20 protein-coding genes are annotated in these 18,508 nt (G+C 47.6%); 11 read left to right on the top strand and 9 right to left on the bottom strand.

Features of this window, described 5'->3' with window-relative positions; all coding sequences use genetic code 11:
* Positions 1 to 2: 2 nt before the first annotated feature.
* Positions 3 to 1,184: an acetyl-CoA C-acyltransferase gene (locus tag AC4GL5_RS03365; RefSeq protein ID WP_490381369.1), complete on the bottom strand. Its 1,182-nt coding sequence runs from the start codon at positions 1,182 to 1,184 to the stop codon at positions 3 to 5.
* A gap of 262 nt (positions 1,185 to 1,446) precedes the next feature.
* Between AC4GL5_RS03365 and AC4GL5_RS03370 the strand changes: the two genes are divergently transcribed.
* From AC4GL5_RS03370 to AC4GL5_RS03385, 4 genes are all read left to right on the top strand, one after another.
* Positions 1,447 to 2,016 carry a TetR/AcrR family transcriptional regulator gene (locus tag AC4GL5_RS03370; RefSeq protein ID WP_490381370.1) on the top strand — a complete coding sequence of 190 codons (570 nt, stop codon included), beginning with the start codon at positions 1,447 to 1,449 and terminating at the stop codon, positions 2,014 to 2,016.
* Between the two features lie 346 nt (positions 2,017 to 2,362).
* Positions 2,363 to 4,054, top strand: coding sequence for an AMP-binding protein (locus tag AC4GL5_RS03375; protein ID WP_490381371.1), 1,692 nt, complete (start codon positions 2,363 to 2,365; stop codon positions 4,052 to 4,054).
* Positions 4,055 to 4,167: 113 nt separating this feature from the next.
* Positions 4,168 to 4,929, top strand: coding sequence for a 3-hydroxyacyl-CoA dehydrogenase (locus tag AC4GL5_RS03380; protein ID WP_490381372.1), 762 nt, complete (start codon positions 4,168 to 4,170; stop codon positions 4,927 to 4,929).
* 54 nt (positions 4,930 to 4,983) lie between these two features.
* Positions 4,984 to 6,138 (top strand): acyl-CoA dehydrogenase family protein, encoded by a 1,155-nt coding sequence (locus tag AC4GL5_RS03385; RefSeq protein ID WP_490381373.1) that lies wholly within the window; start codon positions 4,984 to 4,986, stop codon positions 6,136 to 6,138.
* 87 nt (positions 6,139 to 6,225) lie between these two features.
* Here the strand turns inward: AC4GL5_RS03385 and AC4GL5_RS03390 are convergent, their stop codons facing one another.
* From AC4GL5_RS03390 to AC4GL5_RS03425, 8 genes are read right to left on the bottom strand one after another with little or no spacing between them, the layout of a single operon-like run.
* The gene (locus AC4GL5_RS03390) at positions 6,226 to 6,441 is read right to left on the bottom strand and encodes a hypothetical protein (RefSeq protein WP_490381374.1); all 216 of its coding nucleotides are present in this window, start codon (positions 6,439 to 6,441) and stop codon (positions 6,226 to 6,228) included.
* A 15-nt stretch (positions 6,442 to 6,456) separates the two neighbouring features.
* The gene (locus AC4GL5_RS03395) at positions 6,457 to 6,780 is read right to left on the bottom strand and encodes a class I SAM-dependent methyltransferase (protein WP_490381375.1); all 324 of its coding nucleotides are present in this window, start codon (positions 6,778 to 6,780) and stop codon (positions 6,457 to 6,459) included.
* Positions 6,781 to 7,560 (bottom strand): AAC(3) family N-acetyltransferase, encoded by a 780-nt coding sequence (locus AC4GL5_RS03400; protein ID WP_490381376.1) that lies wholly within the window; start codon positions 7,558 to 7,560, stop codon positions 6,781 to 6,783. It abuts the gene before it with no gap.
* A gap of 5 nt (positions 7,561 to 7,565) precedes the next feature.
* Positions 7,566 to 7,796, bottom strand: a complete 231-nt coding sequence (locus AC4GL5_RS03405; protein WP_490381377.1) for an acyl carrier protein — start codon at positions 7,794 to 7,796, stop codon at positions 7,566 to 7,568.
* Positions 7,797 to 7,798: 2 nt separating this feature from the next.
* Positions 7,799 to 8,461 carry a cyclase family protein gene (locus AC4GL5_RS03410; protein WP_490381378.1) on the bottom strand — a complete coding sequence of 221 codons (663 nt, stop codon included), beginning with the start codon at positions 8,459 to 8,461 and terminating at the stop codon, positions 7,799 to 7,801.
* Entirely contained in the window at positions 8,458 to 9,069 is a 612-nt protein-coding gene (locus AC4GL5_RS03415; RefSeq protein WP_490381379.1) for a hypothetical protein, read from the bottom strand. The genes AC4GL5_RS03410 and AC4GL5_RS03415 overlap by 4 nt, the downstream gene beginning before the upstream one ends.
* Position 9,070: 1 nt before the next feature.
* Positions 9,071 to 10,402, bottom strand: coding sequence for a class I adenylate-forming enzyme family protein (locus tag AC4GL5_RS03420; protein ID WP_490381380.1), 1,332 nt, complete (start codon positions 10,400 to 10,402; stop codon positions 9,071 to 9,073).
* On the bottom strand, positions 10,399 to 11,472 hold the full coding sequence (locus AC4GL5_RS03425) for a hydroxymethylglutaryl-CoA lyase-like TIM-barrel protein (protein ID WP_490381381.1): 1,074 nt from the start codon (positions 11,470 to 11,472) through the stop codon (positions 10,399 to 10,401). Before AC4GL5_RS03425 ends, AC4GL5_RS03420 begins: the two co-directional genes overlap by 4 nt.
* Before the next feature lie 41 nt (positions 11,473 to 11,513).
* Here AC4GL5_RS03425 and AC4GL5_RS03430 point away from each other — a divergent pair, with 41 nt between their 5' ends.
* The 7 genes from AC4GL5_RS03430 (at position 11,514) to flgG (ending at position 18,473) form a co-directional block, all read left to right on the top strand.
* A complete protein-coding gene (locus AC4GL5_RS03430) occupies positions 11,514 to 12,812 on the top strand; it encodes a DUF4910 domain-containing protein (RefSeq protein ID WP_490381382.1) in 1,299 nt (432 codons plus the stop codon).
* Between the two features lie 208 nt (positions 12,813 to 13,020).
* Complete coding sequence (flgB, locus tag AC4GL5_RS03435; RefSeq protein WP_490381383.1) at positions 13,021 to 13,422, top strand: flagellar basal body rod protein FlgB; 402 nt, start codon at positions 13,021 to 13,023, stop codon at positions 13,420 to 13,422.
* Between the two features lie 2 nt (positions 13,423 to 13,424).
* The gene (gene flgC / locus AC4GL5_RS03440) at positions 13,425 to 13,877 is read left to right on the top strand and encodes a flagellar basal body rod protein FlgC (RefSeq protein WP_490381384.1); all 453 of its coding nucleotides are present in this window, start codon (positions 13,425 to 13,427) and stop codon (positions 13,875 to 13,877) included.
* Between the two features lie 15 nt (positions 13,878 to 13,892).
* Positions 13,893 to 14,600: a flagellar hook assembly protein FlgD gene (locus tag AC4GL5_RS03445; RefSeq protein ID WP_490381385.1), complete on the top strand. Its 708-nt coding sequence runs from the start codon at positions 13,893 to 13,895 to the stop codon at positions 14,598 to 14,600.
* A 25-nt stretch (positions 14,601 to 14,625) separates the two neighbouring features.
* Positions 14,626 to 16,692, top strand: coding sequence for a flagellar hook-basal body complex protein (locus AC4GL5_RS03450; protein WP_490381386.1), 2,067 nt, complete (start codon positions 14,626 to 14,628; stop codon positions 16,690 to 16,692).
* A gap of 229 nt (positions 16,693 to 16,921) precedes the next feature.
* Positions 16,922 to 17,662 (top strand): flagellar basal-body rod protein FlgF, encoded by a 741-nt coding sequence (gene flgF / locus AC4GL5_RS03455; protein ID WP_490381387.1) that lies wholly within the window; start codon positions 16,922 to 16,924, stop codon positions 17,660 to 17,662.
* Between the two features lie 25 nt (positions 17,663 to 17,687).
* Positions 17,688 to 18,473 carry a flagellar basal-body rod protein FlgG gene (gene flgG, locus AC4GL5_RS03460; protein WP_490381388.1) on the top strand — a complete coding sequence of 262 codons (786 nt, stop codon included), beginning with the start codon at positions 17,688 to 17,690 and terminating at the stop codon, positions 18,471 to 18,473.
* The last annotated feature ends 35 nt before the right edge of the window (positions 18,474 to 18,508 follow it).

An 18,508-nucleotide genomic window follows, 5' to 3' on the forward strand; every position in this document is an offset into this window, starting at 1 on the left:
GCTTACAGCAGCTCAACAGCAACTGCGGTTGCTTCGCCACCGCCAATACAAAGAGATGCGATACCTCGTTTTTTGCCTTCCTGCTGTAGCGCATGCATCAGCGTTACCAGAATGCGGGAACCGGTAGAACCAATTGGATGACCCTGTGCACAGGCTCCACCATAGATATTGACCTTCTCGGCCGGGATATTCAGTCCGTCAATTGCCAGCATGGTAACGATTGCAAAGGCTTCGTTAATCTCAAAAAGGTCGACGTCGTCAATCGACCAGCCCGCTTTGGCCAGTACTTTCTCGATGGAGCCGATCGGTGCCAGTGTGAACTCAGAAGGCTCGCGGGAATTGGTCGCGTGGGCCACAAAACGCGCCATTGGTTTCAGGCCGCGTTTTTCAGCTTCTGACTCACGCATCAGTACCAGTGCGGATGCACCATCGGAAATAGAGCTGGAGTTTGCCGCGGTTACCGTGCCGTCCTTCTTAAACGCAGGGCGCAGGGATGGAATCTTATCGATATTGGCGTTGTGCGGCTGTTCATCATCCACAACAAGGGTCTCGCCTTTGCGGCTGCTGATAGTTACCGGTGCGGTTTCTGCTTTCAGCTTGCCATCATCGATCGCGGTCATCGCTTTTTTCAGAGAGTCGATAGCAAAGTTGTCCATCGCTTCACGGGTGTAGCCGCGTTCGTCAGCAATCTCCTGAGCAAATACGCCCATCAGTTTGCCGGTGCGGGCATCTTCCAGGCCATCCATAAACATGTGGTCTTTGACTTCGCCATGGCCCAGGCGCATACCGCTACGGGCTTTTGTCATCAGGTAGGGGGCATTACTCATACTCTCCATACCACCAGCAATCATGATGTCATTGCTACCGGCTTTAATTAGGTCGTGGGCCAGCATGGCGGCTTTCATACCTGAGCCACACAACTTGTTGATGGTGGTTGCTCCGGTAGATACCGGGATGTCAGCTTTCATCATCGCCTGACGGGCCGGGCCCTGACCAAGGCTGGCCGGAAGTACACAGCCCATAATCACTTCCTGAATATCTTCAGGTTGCAGGTTGGCGCGACGGATCGCATCAGCAATGGCTATGCTACCCAGTTCAGGAGCGGTCAACGTGCTCAGACTACCCATCATACCGCCCATAGGCGTACGTGCTCCGGAAACGATGACAACGGCATCTTCTTTCATGCTTGAAACCCTTTTTTGTTATTGGATTCGGACCGGAAGGCGGAGTCATTGCAGTGTGCCGCGATTCGATCACGAACGGTTAGTGTGGATGGCTTTTTTGAAAAAAGCGTTAAAGCTCAGTCAGAAAACAATGTGCTGCTGAGCTTCAGTATTTATGCGCGCTGCAGCAAGATTTAGTGCCGCTTATATTTGACCCCTTTGGGGGGATTGTGGTTAATTTGTTGGCATTCAATCAAAAAACCAAGCAAGCGCTAGATTTGAGATGACTCTAACTAATAATTCAAAACGACGCAAGGAACTGGTGGCTATTGCAGCCCGACTGTTCTGTGAGCAGGGCTATGAGCGAACGACGGTCCGTATGCTGGCTGACGCCATGGGTATTAAGTCCGGTAGCCTTTTTCATCACTTTAACGATAAACAGGAGATTCTCTGCGCCGTTATTCAGGACGGTATGGAAAGTGCCATGGTGATTGCGGATCAGGCCCTAACGGGTCTCAGTGATCCTAAGGATCGCTTTAAAGCCCTGGCCAAGGCACACCTGAGTACGTTGCTGAATGACAGAAATGCCCACGTGGTTGCTCTGTACGAGTGGCGTAGTCTGACCGAGGATTCATTAAGCGTGCTGATTGATATGCGCGATCAGTACGAGCAGCTCTGGCAGCAAGTGATCGATGATTGTGTTGCCGCAGGATTGATCAACGGCGACCAGCCGTTAATTCGTCGCTTTGCGCTTGGTGCTCTGAACTGGACGGTGCAGTGGTATGACGCCGATGGAGAGAAAACGCCGGATGATCTTGCGCAGGCACTGGGAGAGCTGATAGGGCTAGGCTGACCAGCGTTATGCTGAAAGGCGATCAGGTCAATAGCCGTTATCTCCATTAAAGCTCGCCCTGGCGAGCTTTTTTGTTTCATATCAGGAGGTTGCTGCCCTCCGTGCCGATTACCTGACACCCGTAAGCTGATGTTTGCCTGCCCGTTAGTAGAAAAATGCCAGCGGGGGCTTGCGCGTATGGCGAAGGATCGCTAAATTGTTGTAAAAACCGAGCGCTTGCTAGTTATCTGTAATGCGCTTTTTTTGAAGCGACTGGATGACGTTTACGTAAACTGTTTTATTTTGCAGATTCCGGCCGCCGGCCACCAATAAAAACAAATCTGGCGTTGGATATTCGGAGATCCTCATGACAACAACAAACCCTATGACAGGCACGGCTGCAGAAAAGCAGCATTACGCAGCTTTTATGGCTGATTTTTCTATGGATCAGGTGGAAGCCGAGTTCACCGGCAGTCTTAAAACAGGCTTTAACGCTTGTGTGGAATGCTGTGATAAGCAGGTTGCCGCAGGTCGTGGTGACGAAGTGGGCCTGTTCTGTGAAGCCTCAGATGGCACCAGCTCAAAACATACCTGGGCAGAGCTGCAGGCAAAGTCGGCACAGTTCGCTAACTTTCTGGCGTCCCAAGGCGTAAAAGCGGGCGACCGTATTTCCTGTATGTTACCGCGTACTGCTGATCTGCTGGTTGTTGTGCTGGGCACCTGGCGAATTGGAGCGGTATATCAGCCGCTGTTTACCGCCTTTGGTTATGAGGCGATTGAGTATCGTATCAGCCAGTGTGATGCCAAAGTGGTCGTGACTGATACTGCAAACCGTCATAAGTTTGATCAGGTTAAAGGCCTGCCGACAGTGGTTCAGGTTTGCGAGCATGCCTCTGAAGCAGGTGCAAAAGGAGATCTGCATTTTGCCAGTGTGCTTGAAGCGCAAAGTGATCAGTTTGAACCGGTTGTTCTGGATGCAGAGCAGCCGTTCCTGCAGATGTTTACTTCCGGCACGGTGGGTAAATCGAAGGGGGTTGCGGTTCCTTTGAAAGCGCTGTTGGGCTTCTACATCTATATGAAGTACGCCATTGGTCTGGATCAGGACGACAAGTATTGGAACGTGGCTGATCCGGGTTGGGCTTATGGTCTGTACTACGCCATTACCGGTCCGCTGTGCATGGGGGTAGCCACTCACTTTAATGAGGCCGGTTTTACTACGGAAAACACCTACGAGATGCTGGAGAAATACCAGATTACCAATCTGGCTGCCGCCCCTACCGCTTATCGCATGATGATGGCCAGTGATGCCCATAAAGAGATGGAGCCGAAACTGGCGCTGCGTCGTGCGAGTTCTGCCGGTGAGCCACTAAGTCCTGAAGTAGTGAACTGGGTGAGTGATGTTCTGGGTTGCCCGGTGATGGATCACTACGGTCAGACTGAAACCGGTATGACCTGCTGTAACCATCATGCTCTGGAGCACAATGTTCATATTGGTGCGATGGGTTACGCCCTGCCGGGTTATCGCGTTGTGGCCCTTGATGCGGACTACAATGAGGTCAGTCCCGGCGAAGAAGGCCAGTTTGCTGTGGATATGGAGAACTCTCCGGCATTTTTCTTCCAGGGGTACACCTGGCAGGAGAAGAAGCCATTCCACGGTAAGTACTACCTGACCGGTGACATGGTATTTGAAAACCGCGATGGCTGTTATCAGTTCAGTGGTCGTGATGACGACATTATTACCACGGCGGGTTATCGCGTAGGTCCGGCCGATGTTGAAGGTACGGTACTTGAGCATGAAGCCGTGGCCGAAAGTGCTGCAGTAGGTAAGCCGGATGCTAAGCGTGGTCACATTATTAAGTCGTTTGTCGTGTTACGTGATGGTCACGAAGCATCCGATGAGCTGGTGCAGGACATTCAGAATATGGTTCGTGAGCGTCTGTCGACCCATGCGTTCCCTCGTGAGATCGAATTTGTCGATGAACTGCCGAAAACGCCGAGTGGCAAGATTCAGCGTTTCATTCTGCGTAAGCAGGCCGAGGATGAGGCAAGTGCGGTATAAAGCGCTTTCATTCAAGAGAACGCCGGATCTGATCCGGCGTTCCTTTTCTAATCTTTTAAATAATGTTTCCGGCCATTGCTAATGGTCCGACAGAAAAACAGAGAGATATCAAGATGCAAATTTCAGGAAAAACATTTCTGGTAACTGGCGCTGCTTCAGGTCTGGGTGAAGCGACAACCCGCCAATTGATTGAGCAGGGGGCTAATGTCGTTCTGGCTGATATCAATAAATCAGGTATCGATCTGGCGGCTGAACTGGGTGAGTGTGCCAGTTTTATCGCGACGGATATTACCTCTGAAGAGGATGTTCAAAGTGCGGTTAATCTGGCGGTTGAGTCCTATGGTGGTCTGCATGGGGTTGTCCACTGTGCCGGTATTGTCGTTGTACAGAAGCTACTGGACCGGGATTTGAATCCAGCCTCATTAGATCTGTTTGCTAAGGGTGTGAATATCAACCTGATTGGCACCTTTAATGTTAATCGTCTGGCAGCTCAGGCGATGGCTAAAAATGCACCAATGGCAGATAACGAACGCGGCATCATTATCAATACTGCCTCTATTGCAGCTTTTGATGGTCAGGTTGGCCAGGCATCTTACTCTTCATCTAAAGCGGGTGTTGCCGGTATGGCATTGCCGCTGGCTCGTGAACTTTCCCGTCATGGTATCCGCGTTATGACGCTAGCTCCGGGGGTTTTTGAGACGCCTATGATGAGTGATATCCCGGATGAAGCGGTTGAAGCGCTGGGTAACTCAGTTCCATTCCCTAAACGACTGGGTAAGCCCGCTGAGTTTGCTGCAATGGCCTGCCACATTATCGAAAATACCATGCTTAATGGCGAAGTGATCCGCCTGGATGGCGCAATCCGAATGGTTTAAATCGGCCCTATCGGGTTGATGATAAGTGATTGATTAAGAGAGTGAGGTAGCGCTATGCAGATGGCATTAACCGAAGAGCAGCAAATGATTCAGGATATGGCTCGCAAGTTTGCCGAGACTGAACTGGAACCGGTTGCAGCAGAGCTGGATAAAACCGGTGATCGTGAGATTCTGCTATCCAATCTTAAAAAGCTTTCTGAGCTTGGCTTTATGGGGCTGAACGTAAAAGCTGAATACGGCGGCTCCGAGGCTGGCGTTATTGCATTCAGCGTAGCCATGACAGAGATCGCTCGGGCCTGTGCTTCTACTGCGGTTACGATGTCCGTGACCAATATGGTGGCGGAAGTGATTCAGGAAGTCGGTAATGAAGAGCAGCGTCAAAAGTATATCCCTAAAATCTGCAGCGGTGAGTTTGCCGCAGGCAGCTTTTGCCTGAGTGAAGCCAATGCGGGTTCTGACCCTTCCGGTATGCGCACCAGTGCGGTCAAAGATGGTGATGACTGGATCATCAATGGCGCTAAACAATGGATCAGTAGTGCGGAATACGCAGGTGTATTTGTGGTTTGGGCGGTAACGGATAAAGACGCGCCTAAAGGTAAGGGCATCAGCTGCTTCCTGGTCGATGCCGACAATCCCGGCGTAAAGATCAGCAAAGCAGAAGACAAGATGGGTCAGAAGGCTTCGGCCACCAATGAAGTCCTGTTCGATAACTGTCGTGTGCCGGATTCCGCCATGATGGGTAAGCTGAATGATGGCTTCCGTATTGCAGTTGCAGAACTGGCGGGTGGCCGCATCGGTATCGGCTCACTGGCGCTGGGTATCGGTAGTGCGGCTATGGATTATGCGGCGCGCTATACCAAAGAGCGTGAGCAGTTTGGTAAACCCTTAGCTGCGTTTCAGGGGCTGCAATGGATGATGGCAGATCATTACACCGAGCTTGAAGCGGCCCGTCTTCTGCTGATGAGTGCTGCCTGGAAAAAAGAACAGGGACTGCCGTTTGCTAAAGAAGCCTCCATGGCCAAACTTTACGCCACGGAAAAAGCCAATACCGCCTGTTATAGCGCACTTCAGCTGATGGGGGGCAATGGCTATGTTAAAGAGTATCCCCTTGAGCGCTTCGCCCGGGATGTTCGTGTGACCGCTATTTATGAAGGTACCAGCGAGATCCAGCGCGTGATTATTGCCCGGGAGATTTTGAAGGAGCTGTAAGCAACACCCTTAATTGTTTGGAGGAGGGGCAATCGGAGGTCGTTGACTGTAAATCTGATTGCTCATCACCAGATCAAGCCGAGATGACTAGTTTTTTTGGGCAACGAAAACATACCAGTCGTAGCTCAGGCCAAAAAAGTCATCTTTGACTGTTTTGTACTTTTTCTCTGTATCGGTGTAGTCCGCATCCTTAAAAATAAAGGAGCTGGGCTGGGGGACAGAGCAAACAAATAAGCCTCCACTTTTCAGTGGTCTTGCCATTTCACGGACGTGATCCTGAAAGTCAGCTTTTGCACTTTCCATATAGTAACAGCTATTCTAGGCCAGAATGGCATCGAAAAAATCATCCGAGTAAGGGATATGAGAGGCCATGTCCTCTTTGACTGTGGCTCTGATATCAAGCGTGTTAAGTTTCTGCTGAAGTGAATTGCAGATTTCTTCGGATATTTCAACGCCATGTGTGTCAAAGCCCAGCTTGTCAAAAAAAGCCAGGTGCCGCCCGTCGCCAGCACCAAGGTCGAGCACTTTATAGCCAGGTTTTAGCTCACTCAGATCAAGGTTAGGGAATTTGCCCTTAAATATCCTGATAACGCCTTCTGCCGGGTAGGAGATCTGAGTATTTTGCTTGTAAAATCTGTCCATTCATTTCTCACAGTATTCCCCTTTTATCAGAAGGTTAGGATTAAGCTGCAGTTCATCTTTAATCAGCTGGTATTTGTCTCTGATGCTGATGACTCCAATAAATCCACGGCCCAGAGTCGCTTTTTGGTATAAGTTCTGCTCGACTGCAAGCTTATCCAATGTTGTAAAGTCAGCGATGGTGGCGTCTGTACTGGTGTCGCGCACATAGATAGTGAAACAGTCTTCCTGCTCCTGACCCTGCGATGAAATGGTACCGGTAAATGCCTTGTCGAAGCGGTATGGAACATTCAGCAGGCGCTCAATGTAATGTACCAAGGTTGAACCTGTATCAAAGTTGAAGTTACAGACTTTGCCGCCTTCCTGAAAAAAGCGGGCAAAAAAAGAATTTTCTGCGTAGGCATTTTTACTGACATTTTGGGTCAGTTGTATAGCCTTCTTACCAAGGGCTGCAACTGATACATGGGGATCTGTTGAGCGGACGCTATCCGGATGCATTCGGATGAACTCAGCAAAGCGACCGCAACCTGACAGGCTGTTATCTGGATCAAAGCTTTGACCATTGCTGAATGAGTAGGTAAACGTTGGCACGACCAAGGTACCGTTATCACCTAAAACCTCAAGTAGTGCCGCAAGCAGTGTTTTGTTTGCATTGTCCGGGCTTCTCTCACCTTCCGGGATACCAAAAAAGCCGATATTGCTATGTATAAACAGGGTGTCTCCCGCTGTGATACCGAGGCTTTTAAGGGCTGAAACCGCATCTGTTTTTGTATAGTGATACATGTTGATTACGCTTTCTTTACAATAATGTCAGCCAGACCGGATATCGTGGCAAAGTTCCGGTTCTGGAAGTCTTCATCGGTAAAACGAATATCGAACTTTTGCTCGATCTCTTCAATCAGCATAATAATGTCAAAAGAGTCGATCAGGCCCTGTTCAAAAAAATTGTTCTCAGTGTTGATGTCGCTTTTGCCAGATTTTTCCTGAAAGGTTTTTACTAGCCAATCCAGAGTGTTCATTGTTACTCCTCAATCGCAAAACAGCGAACCGGTGCGCCGTCACCGTCTTTGATTTTTAAAGGTGCGACCACAAGAAAAACGCTGTCAGATTGCAGATCTTTCAGGTTGATCAGGTATTCAACGATATAAATATCCTTTGAAAGCAAAATCTTATGATTTGGCGCATCTTTAGGTGCATGGCGACCATTCTTAGGGTTGTCGGGCTGGGGCGTATCCAATGCGATCATTTTACAGCCGCGTTTTACCAAGTACTCACAGGCTTCTTCAGACAGGAAGGGGTGATCCGAGTAGTATTTATTAGTGCCCAAGTGACGATCCCAGTCAAACCGGAAAACGACGCGTGTTGCGTCTTTACCCGCTAGAAGTGCTTCCAGCTCATCCCGGCTGATTTCATGAAAATCCGGCAGTTTCGAAAAGTCGAGCACCGTTGCCTGGCCCACTAAAGCATGAAGAGGAACGGACTCCATGGTCGCACCATCACGGATAAAGTGGCGTGGTGCATCCATATGGGTTCCCGTATGAGTTCCAAGAGTCAGCTTTCGCGTTTCGCGATTTTCAATGCCATGTCGGCCAAGCTGAGTAATCTCAACAAAAGGGTGCCAGTGAGCAGCAAAGGTTTGCATACCCTCTTCGATGGTCATAGTGAGGTCAGTAATTTTTTTCATTTTGCAAACTCGTACAGTTCGATGAAAAAACCACCGTAGGTCTTAAGCAACACTACGTTGACTTTTTTCTGGTTAATTTCGGTGGCAAATATTTCAGTTTTATCAATATCTTTTGCGACCCTTTGTTCACACAAAGCTGCAAGGTTTCTGACAATTAAAGCGATACAAACACCACCTTTACTATTGAGGTAGTGTTCATTGCTATCAGAGTTTTGCATTGCTTCCAACGTGATAGATGCACGTAATGATGCAATGGGAGAATTAACTTGTAAGGTATTTCCCTCAGCGCTGGACGATATCAGCTTCTCCAGAAGAGCCAGATCCTTTTTCTGGTTCCGGCTCTGCAGGGTTAATGCTTTTTGTTGCTGTTTTATATAGCTGGTATTCTTCGTTTCTGAATACTGAATGAGCTCCACCCTTGGTTCTCCTTCCTTGTCCAGGATGTAGAGATCGTGAGTTGCCAAGTCCTTGCTTAAAAATTTTTTTTTCTGAACATCATTTTTCAGATTTTTTTCTTCAGCAATAATGTTGTAGCCATTTTCAAGATACTCTGACAGGTCGTTTAAATTGTCGGTGGCTACCGTTATATGAGCAAGCCCGATAATCAAATCAGATGTACTCCATTAGTTTGTTTTTCATTATTTTGCCCGTTCTATTCCTAGGAAATGATTTTATCAGGTGAATTTTTGAGGGCAAAAGCTCCCTGTCGATCTGTTCTTTACAGAAATTGGAGAAGCTGTCGGTATCTTCTGACTCTGTTTCGACAAAGGCGACAATGTCTTCTCCCCAAAACGGATGCGAAGTGCCAATGACGGCAACGTCCTGAGCCTGCGGGTGCATGATGATTGTTTCTTCAATAAAACGGGGGCTTATATTCTTCCCGCCTTTGATGATGAGGTCTTTCTGTCTGCCGGTAATCATGATTTGCTGATCTTTGATTTCAGCAATATCGCCGGTATCGAAAAAGCCGTGTTCAATATTGGCAGGGTGCCAGATGTCATCAATCAGATAGCCATCAAAAGCAAAGGGAGAGCTGACAAAAAGATTTCCTGAAGTTTTAACCTCTATACCGTTAAGGGGCTGGCCTACAGAGCGCTCTGTTTTCTGAAAGTTGGCGCTGACCAGCAGAATCTCAGACATGCCATAGCTTTCAATGCAATCGATACCAAACTTGGCTTCAAACTGTGCTTTTTTATCCTGTAGGAGCGGAGCTGTTCCTACCAGCAGTAGTTTCAGCCTTTCTTTGACGGCGGTAAGGGTTTCTGTATTACGCGTTGTGGCCGTAACAAAACTGATGATTGTTGGCGTCAGCCAAGTGGTATTACAGTTGTGCTCAATCAGGTCATCCCAGAAACCGGAAATTTTTTCTGCAGAGAAAGGGGCGGAGAGTATAACGGTTCCGGAGGCAACAAGAGGAGAAATGAGGGTGTTCAGAATACCAGCCATATAACTGATAGGAAAAACATGCAGTAGACGAGTTTCGTGATTGATACCACTGGCGTTATTAAACGCTAATGCATTGGCGATAATATTTTCAAAAGGGTGGCAAACACCTTTCGGGGTACCTGTTGTGCCGGAGGTAAAACAAATCAGATAGCTTTTCTGAAATCTTATCTGATCAGAATGCTTTGTTATGCTGTTATGGGTGATATGCAGATTAACTTTGTTTTTGCTCAGAATGTCGGCGTTGGATTTACTGTCTTTGGGGTTCAGCATCAGGGCGGAGTAACCGTATATAAAACAGGTTAGCAGCGTTATTACCGCCTCCAGGCTGTTTTCAAGTTCAATGGCAATGATGCAGTTTTGTTGCGCACCGGCAGCAGTCAGGGCCAGATTTTTTTCTGAACAGAGTGTTTTCAGCTCGGCATAGCGATAATGGTGTGAGCCGCAAATCAGAGCAATGTTGTCAGGAGTATGGTCGAAATATTGGCTTAAATTCATCGTGACTGTTCGTCTATATTGGATGTTTTATACAGGCTGTTCCAGCGAGGCGGTGTTTCGCGTGCTGGGAGTTGTTGTGCAAGCTGCAGCAGTAGTTCATCCGGAGCATCAGTCTTATTGATGTCACAAAGCGCCAGGATAAGGGCTCTGGGGTCCAGATTGTATTCGCTGGAATACCGGATAATTTTAGGCAGATAGCTGGAATGGAACAATGCCAGACCGGATATAGTATCAATGGGGTCAATCTTACGTTTGCATAGTTCATGGATACTGCTCTCGTAAATGTCCAGCACTTTCAGTATATCAATATCCATGGGCGTCCCCATACGTTGCAGAACAGACAGCAGGTGCTCTGCGGGTGTATTGCCTGCACTTCTTCCCATACCGGCAACCGAGGTATCTATCAGGGAAAAGCCTAGCTCAATCGCCTTCAAAGAATTAGCTACTGACATGCCAAGGTTGTTGTGTCCATGAAAGCCGAGTAACAGGTCAGGGTTTTTTTCCCGTGTAGCGTGGGCAAAGTTCTCTATCTCGTGCGGTAGCATCCCTCCCGCTGAATCAACAATATAAACCAGATCGCTGCCGTACTCTGATACACGGTCAGCGGCTTCCGCAAAATGCTGAGTCGGTGCTGCATAGGACTTCATAAAGTTGCTGCACACCAGCAGGCCTTTTTCTTTAGCGTGCCGGATATAAGATCGGGTGGATTCGTACTCTGCGATGTTGCTGCCAATTCGGATAAAGTCCATTCCTTGGTCCGCCGCCAAAGAAATATCATCCAAGCTGGCGACGCCGGGTATGCAGAACATACCCCAATAGCTCTTTCTACAACCTGCTGAGGCAGATTTCATGTAAGCCAGATCACTGGCCGCAGCGACGCCCATATTGCTTTGGCTGGCACCAAGGCCTACACCATGACCTATTTCAATAAAGCGGAAGTTAGCTTCCTCCAGTTGTCTGCATAGTCTTTCTGTTTGCAGTTCAGTAAACTGGAAATCAATTTCATAACTTCCATCTCTGAGTGTGCAGTCAAGCAAGTGTGTTTTTTCTTTTAATAAATTGCTAAGCATAATCAGATCTCTGCAGTTCAGTAAGGATGTAATCGCTTCATATGACAGACAACACAATAGGATCTGTTCTTTTCCGACATATTGAGAACCTCTTTCCTATTAACCGAAGTTTAACCGGAAAGGGTAACAGGGAAACACTTAAGTATCTTCAGGATCTGCAGCCAGAACTTAAAATCCGCAGTGCTCAATCAGGGGATTCAGCTTTTGACTGGACTGTGCCGGATGAATGGACCATTCGTACCGCTTATATAGAATGTGCTGAGACTCATGAGCGTGTTGTTGACTTTGATGATCATAACCTGCACGTCTTGGGGTATTCGGTACCTGTAAACCGTGTAATGACCTTTTCTGAGTTAGACAAGTACTTACACAGTCTGCCGGATCAGCCTGAAGCAATCCCGTATGCGGTTTCTTACTATAGGCGTCGCTGGGGGTTCTGTATGGCGCATAAGCAGCGTTTACGGCTGGCAGAAAGGCCTGAGCGCCTTTTTAGGGTTGTTATTGATAGTGATCTCGCGCCTGGCGAGCTTAATTATGGTGAATTGTTCATCCCCGGAAAATCATCAGAAGAAATCCTGCTCTCAACCTACATATGCCATCCCTCGATGGCGAATAATGAGCTTTCAGGCCCAGTCGTGGCAATTGAGTTGGCAAAATGGCTACAGGGTTTACCTGATCGGCGTTACAGTTATCGTATTTTGTTTCTGCCGGAAACTATCGGGTCGTTGGTTTATCTGTCCCAGCATCTTGAGCATCTCAAAAAACATGTTAAGGCAGGCTTTGTCCTCTCCTGCATAGGTGATGATGGTGACTACTCTATTGTTCAGTCCCGTTATGCGGATACTTATGCTGACAGAATTTCGCGTTTTGCGGTTCGTCAGTTTACCGATACCCCTGCATTGTACTCGTTTCTGGAACGTGGCAGTGATGAGCGACAGTACTGTGCTCCTGGTATTGATTTGCCGGTCTGTACGTTATGCCGTACTAAGTTCGGTGAGTATCCGGAGTACCATACCTCGCTGGATAATCTTTCATTTGTGTCACCGGAAGGGCTTAAGGGGGGGTATGAGTTTGTCAGACTGTGCGTGATGCTGATTGAAAAAGATGGTTGCTACTATTCAGATATTTTAGGTGAGCCTCAGTTAGGTAATCGAGGACTTTATCCTACGTTGTCAACGAAGGCGACCAAGAATATTGTTCGCAATATGATGGATCTGTTGGCATACGCTGATGGTGAGAATGATCTGGCTGATATAGGTTCCATTACTGGCATGTTGCCTCAGGATCTTTTTGATGAGCTGGAGAAGCTAACCGCCTCTGGTATTTTATCTAAGGTCTAGCATATAAAACTGTTATCAAAGAATTATAGATTAACCGCCTCCTGGCGGTTTTTTTGTGCCTGGAAAAAGCGGCAATGACATTCCTGTTTATAATTCTTGCGAATTTTTCGGTTCGTTTTGTTTTTTTATCTTTTTGATTTTAAAGGTTTTTTTATTTTTGGCACGGTGATTGTATTAGTTAGAGTAAAGAAAACAGGTAGGGCAAATTATGACCGCAATCAGTTTTAAAAACGCTCTGGGTATTCATCCCGATGCACTTCGTGTTCGTACGGAGCGCTCTGAGATTCTGGCGAACAATATCGCTAACTCAGATACGCCGGGATTCAAAGCGCGGGATCTTGATTTTAAAGGCATCCTGCGCGGTGAGTATGAAAGCCGTGATCGCATGGAGCTTAATAGAACAAATGCGCGTCATATCCCTGCAGAAGCCGTTATTACCGAAAGCTCGCTAAAGTATCGGATTCCGACTCAGCCTGCTGTTGACGGCAATACAGTGGAAACCGATATCGAACAAGCGCAATACGCCCGGAATGCTCTTGAGTTCCAGTCCAGCTTCACCTTTTTGAATAGTAAGTTCAAAGGTCTTAGCAAAGCGTTGAGGAGTGAATAATTATGTCTTTAGGTAAGGTGTTCAATATTGCCGGTAGTGGCATGAGTGCTCAGACCCTTCGTCTGAATACCACCGCCAGTAACATGGCGAATGCACAAAGTGTTAGTAGCAGCGTTGATCAGACCTATCGTGCCCGTAAGGCGGTTTTTGCTCCTATGCTGGAAAATTATAAGCAGGGTGAAATCGGTAATCCGGTAACTAGTTTTGATCCCAAGGATAGTGCTGGTGAAGGTGTGATGGTTCGTGGCATTGTTGAGAGTGATGCACCTTTGCAGCGTCGTTTTCAGCCGGATCACCCTATGGCGAATGAAGACGGTTATGTGTTTTATCCTAACGTTAATGTCGTGGAAGAGATGGCTGATATGCTGTCTGCCTCCCGTTCATTTCAAACCAATGTAGAAGTCATGAACACCGCTAAAACAATGATGCAGCGTGTTTTGACGTTAGGTCAGTAAACGAGGTAGTGAATCATGGCGTTTGATGTAAACGGTGAGTTCTGGGCTAACAATAGTATTGACGCCCGCAAGCAGGCTGATGCTGCTGCAAAGGCCGCTAAGAGTAACGAGATGGGTAAAGATGAGTTTATGAAGCTCATGATTACACAAATGAATAACCAAGATCCTCTTGAGCCGCAGGGTAATGCGGAATATATGGCCCAGTTGTCTCAGCTGTCTATGGTAGAGGGTATTCAGAACCTGAATAAAGTAACAGAAGGTTTTATTACCTCTCTGCAGTCTTCTCAGGCTCTGCAGGCTTCTGCCTTGGTTGGGCGTAAGGTTCAGGTCCAGTCAAATATTGGCAATTTGGTTGAGGGTGGTAGCCTTACTGGTAGTGCCTTTATTCCGGCCTCGGCTAAAAATATTGATATGACTGTTGTTGATAATAATGGCCAGGTGATGAAAACCATCGATACGGAGCAGTACCGTAACGAAGCCGGTCTCTTCTCAGAAGGTCAGATCGACTTTGAGTGGGATGGTGTTATGGATGATGGTGAGATGGCTAAGCCTGGCTTGTATCAAGTCGTGTCCAGTGCAGAGATTGATGGCAAGGCTTACAGTCTGACTACATATACCAACGCTAATGTAGATAGTGTCACTATCGCTAATGGCGGCGAAGTGTGGCTTAACCTTGCCGGCAAAGGGTCGGTGGCGTTAAGTGAAGTGAATGAATTTTTCTAAATTTAGAAAGTAGGGATTGTAAATTATGAGTACATTCAGCCTTGGTATTTCTGGCCTTTCAGCCGCCAAAAAACACTTGAATACTGTTGGTAACAACATTGCAAACGCCAGTACTGTGGGCTTTAAGCGCTCTCGTGCGGAATTTGCGGATGTTTATGCGAAGTCCGGTATGGGCTCGGCTACTGGTCAAACCGGTAATGGTGTTCGTGTGAGCAATATTGCCCAGCAGTTTTCTCAGGGAGGAAGAACATCTACCCAGAACAGCATGGATATGATGATCGATGGTAATGGTTTTTTTGTAGTAAAAGCAGGCAATGGCGAGACGAGTTATACCCGGGCTGGTATGTTTGGTGTCAATAAAGAAGGTTATATTGTAACTAATTCGGGCCACAAACTACAGGGTTACCCTGCTAATGCCAATGGTGATGGTATTGCCGTGGGTGCTATTAATGATCTGTTTATTCCGCAGGCGAATATTTCGCCGAATGCAACCTCGCAATTGGATGTGTCTTTTAACCTTGATTCACGTGCTGATGCGCCCTCTAATTACATTTTTGATCCGAATGACTCGGATACCTATACGCATCTGTATCCTTCAATCGTTTACGATACGTTAGGTAACTCGCACACCATGACGCAGTACTTTGTTAAACAGCCACCTTACTTGCCTGAATACGGTGAGCCAACCCGGGCGATTCAAACCTTGATTGGTGCTGCTCGCCATGGTGGTGCAGCTTCGGTTGCCCCAGGGTCTTATAGTCCGATTACTGATGAAACTGATGTTTTTCCAGGGGATGCTGATGGAACCATTGGGGCTCCTGATGATGTTGGTGATGGCACATTAGATGATGATATTGCCGCTATTCTAAATGGTGTGTCAGTTGACGTCCTTGCTGACCCGGAGTTTGCAGCAGCAGCTCCTGCTGGTGCTACGGCAGCTGAGCGAGTTGATTTGGCTGATCGCTTAAAGACGATTAAGCAGGCTCTTTCGGATCTTGTGGACACTGCTGATGGACGTACCAAAGAGTTCTATGAGGGCGCGTACAAGGCTCTTGATGATTACTTGCCAACGATACCAACTGAGATTACTGGAACTGTATTTACGGGCGCATTGGAAGAGCTTGCGGGTGTTATTAGTGGTGGTCAGCGCGCTTATGCAGGCGTTGATACTATTGCAGGTGATTTGAGAATGGCTGTGATGGGGAGTGCTAATCCTCTAACAGACGAGATTAATTCCACGAATGTACCTGTTCCTGCAGCGGCAGCTGATTACGAGACAAGATACGATGAGGTGATAAGCGCTCTAGAGGCTCAGCGAGATGCTAACGCTGGCACAGAAGAGGGCGGGGTTTATCAGTTGGCACTTAATGTCTTGCAGGATATTGAAAAAGATTGGTCGGATGTCAATGCTGCGCAGGAGTCAATGATAAAAGTAATGGCAGCGTTGGAATCTGAGGCAGCTGATAACCGTTGGCATATGCATGTGACGGTCGATGGCGAGAAAGTGACGGATGCCAACGAAAATACCCCGGATTACTTCTCTTTTAATTTCACGGAATTCGGGGTTCTGGATGAGCCGTTGAAAACGATGAAAATTAAAGACTGGGTGCCTAAAGACGGCCAAAATAATCAGAATGGTTCTGATGAACCCCAGATTTTTGAAATTGATTTGACGGGTACGACTCAGTTTGCAGGTTCTTTTGGAGCAAATGAGCTGTCTCAGGATGGTTTTGCCACAGGGCAGTTAGCTGGCTTAGATATTAATCAGGATGGCAGTATTATTGCTCGTTATACCAATAGCCAGACTAAGTTGATTGGTCAGGTTGCATTGGCTAACTTTCGTAATGAGCAGGGACTGACACCCGTTGGTGGCACTATGTGGGCCGAGTCCACCAAATCCGGTGATCCCGTTGTAAACTCTCCTGGTGTAGGGGTTGCGGGTAATATCGAATCTAAAGCCCTGGAAGATGCTAATGTGGATCTGTCTGAAGAGTTGGTGGAGATGATTATTGCTCAGCGTGATTATCAGGCTAACGCCAAAACGCTGCAGACAGCAGATACTATTACCCAGACGATTATCAATCTGCGTTAATAGGCTGAGCCTGACAGCAAGGGCCTCTCTTTCTGAGAGGCTTTTTGCTTTCTGAATTATAAAAAAGCTTATTCTTGGCATAGGGCTTGCAATTATCTAGGTAATTGTAAGCCCTTTGCCGTTTTAGGTGATGTAAGTTTCCGGTTTTAAAGGAAAACGGCAAAGGCTCACCCTTTTTGATGTTGTCCTGTGACAGTTTGTTCGGGGGATGATTACGAGGTAAGTCATTATGGATAAAGCACTTTATATCGCCATGACAGGTGCCAAGCACAATATGATGGCGCAGACCGCTAGGGCTAATAACCTAGCTAATGCAAATACCACAGGTTTTAAAGCAGATTTTGAGCAGTCCCGTGCAATGCCGGTTTTTGGTGAGCACTTTCCAACGCGTGTTTATGCGCTGACGGAGCGGCCTGCTACCGATATGCAAAGTGGTGCGTTTATTCAGACGGATCGAGCGCTTGATATTGCGATTCAGGGCGATGGCTGGATCGCAGTTCAATCTAATACGGGCGATGAGGCTTACACCCGCTCCGGTGAAATGGTGGTTGACCCTAACGGTGTTCTTCGTACCGGCAAGGGCCTTCCGGTTCTGGGTGAAGGTGGTCCAATCGTTATTCCTCCTGCTGCCCACGTTGAGATCGGTGTCGATGGCGTGATCTCGGTGCAGGCTCAAGGGGCCCAAGCCAATGCTTTGGCGCAGGTGGATCGAATTAAGCTGGTTAATCCGGATAAGCAGCAGATGGAAAAAGGCTTGGATGGTCTGATGCGCTTGCGCTCGGGTGAGCCAGCTGAGGCTGATGCGTTAGTCACTGTTGAGTCTGGTTTTCTTGAGTCAAGTAACGTCAATGCGGCTCAGGAGTTGATCAATATTTTGTCTTTAACACGCCAATACGAAATGCAAACCAAGATGATGAAGACTGTTGATGAAAACTCGGCTGCGGCCGCTTCTGTTATGCGTATGGGCTAACTGAAACCAAATTGAGGATATAACAATGCATGCAGCTTTATGGGTTAGTAAAACCGGTTTAAGCGCGCAGGATACACAGCTGCGCACAATTTCTAACAATTTGGCAAACGTGAGTACGGTTGGTTTCAAAAAGGAGCGTGCGATTTTCCAGGATCTCCTATATCAACAGGTGCGTCAGCCTGGTGCGCAATCGTCTTTAAATACTCAGCTTCCTTCAGGCTTGCAGCTTGGTACGGGTGTTCGCACCGTGGCAACCCAAAAAATGCATACTGCAACTAGCCTGCAGGTGACTGAGCAGCCTTTAGATATGGCTCTGGATGGTCGTGGTTTTTTCCAGATTCAGATGCCGGATGGCACGTTGAGTTATACCCGTAATGGCCAGTTTCAGGTAAATGCTGAAGGGCAAATTGTGACCGCTACCGGTTTTTTGTTGGAGCCAGTAATACAGCTCCCTGAGGATACTCAGACCGTTAGTATTAGCCAGGATGGTATTGTATCTGCCAAGGTGCCGGGTCAGGCTCTTGAGCAAGAAGTGGGGCAGATTGAGATTGCTGATTTTGTAAACCCCACAGGGCTTCAATCAGTCGGTGGTAATTTATTTAAAGAAACTGCTGCGTCCGGCGCCCCCATTGTAGGTGTGCCAAATGAGGATGGTCTGGCTTCAACGGAGCAGGGTATGCTTGAAAATTCGAATGTAAATGCGGTTGAAGAGCTGGTGAACATGATCTCCACTCAGCGTGCCTATGAGATGAACTCTAAAGTTGTTTCAGCAGCTGATGGTATGTTACGTAATCTGACGCAGACTTTATAAGTTTTGATTGAAATAACATTGCGATGCTTTGGGTG

This window comes from Oceanospirillum sp., from assembly GCF_982874595.1.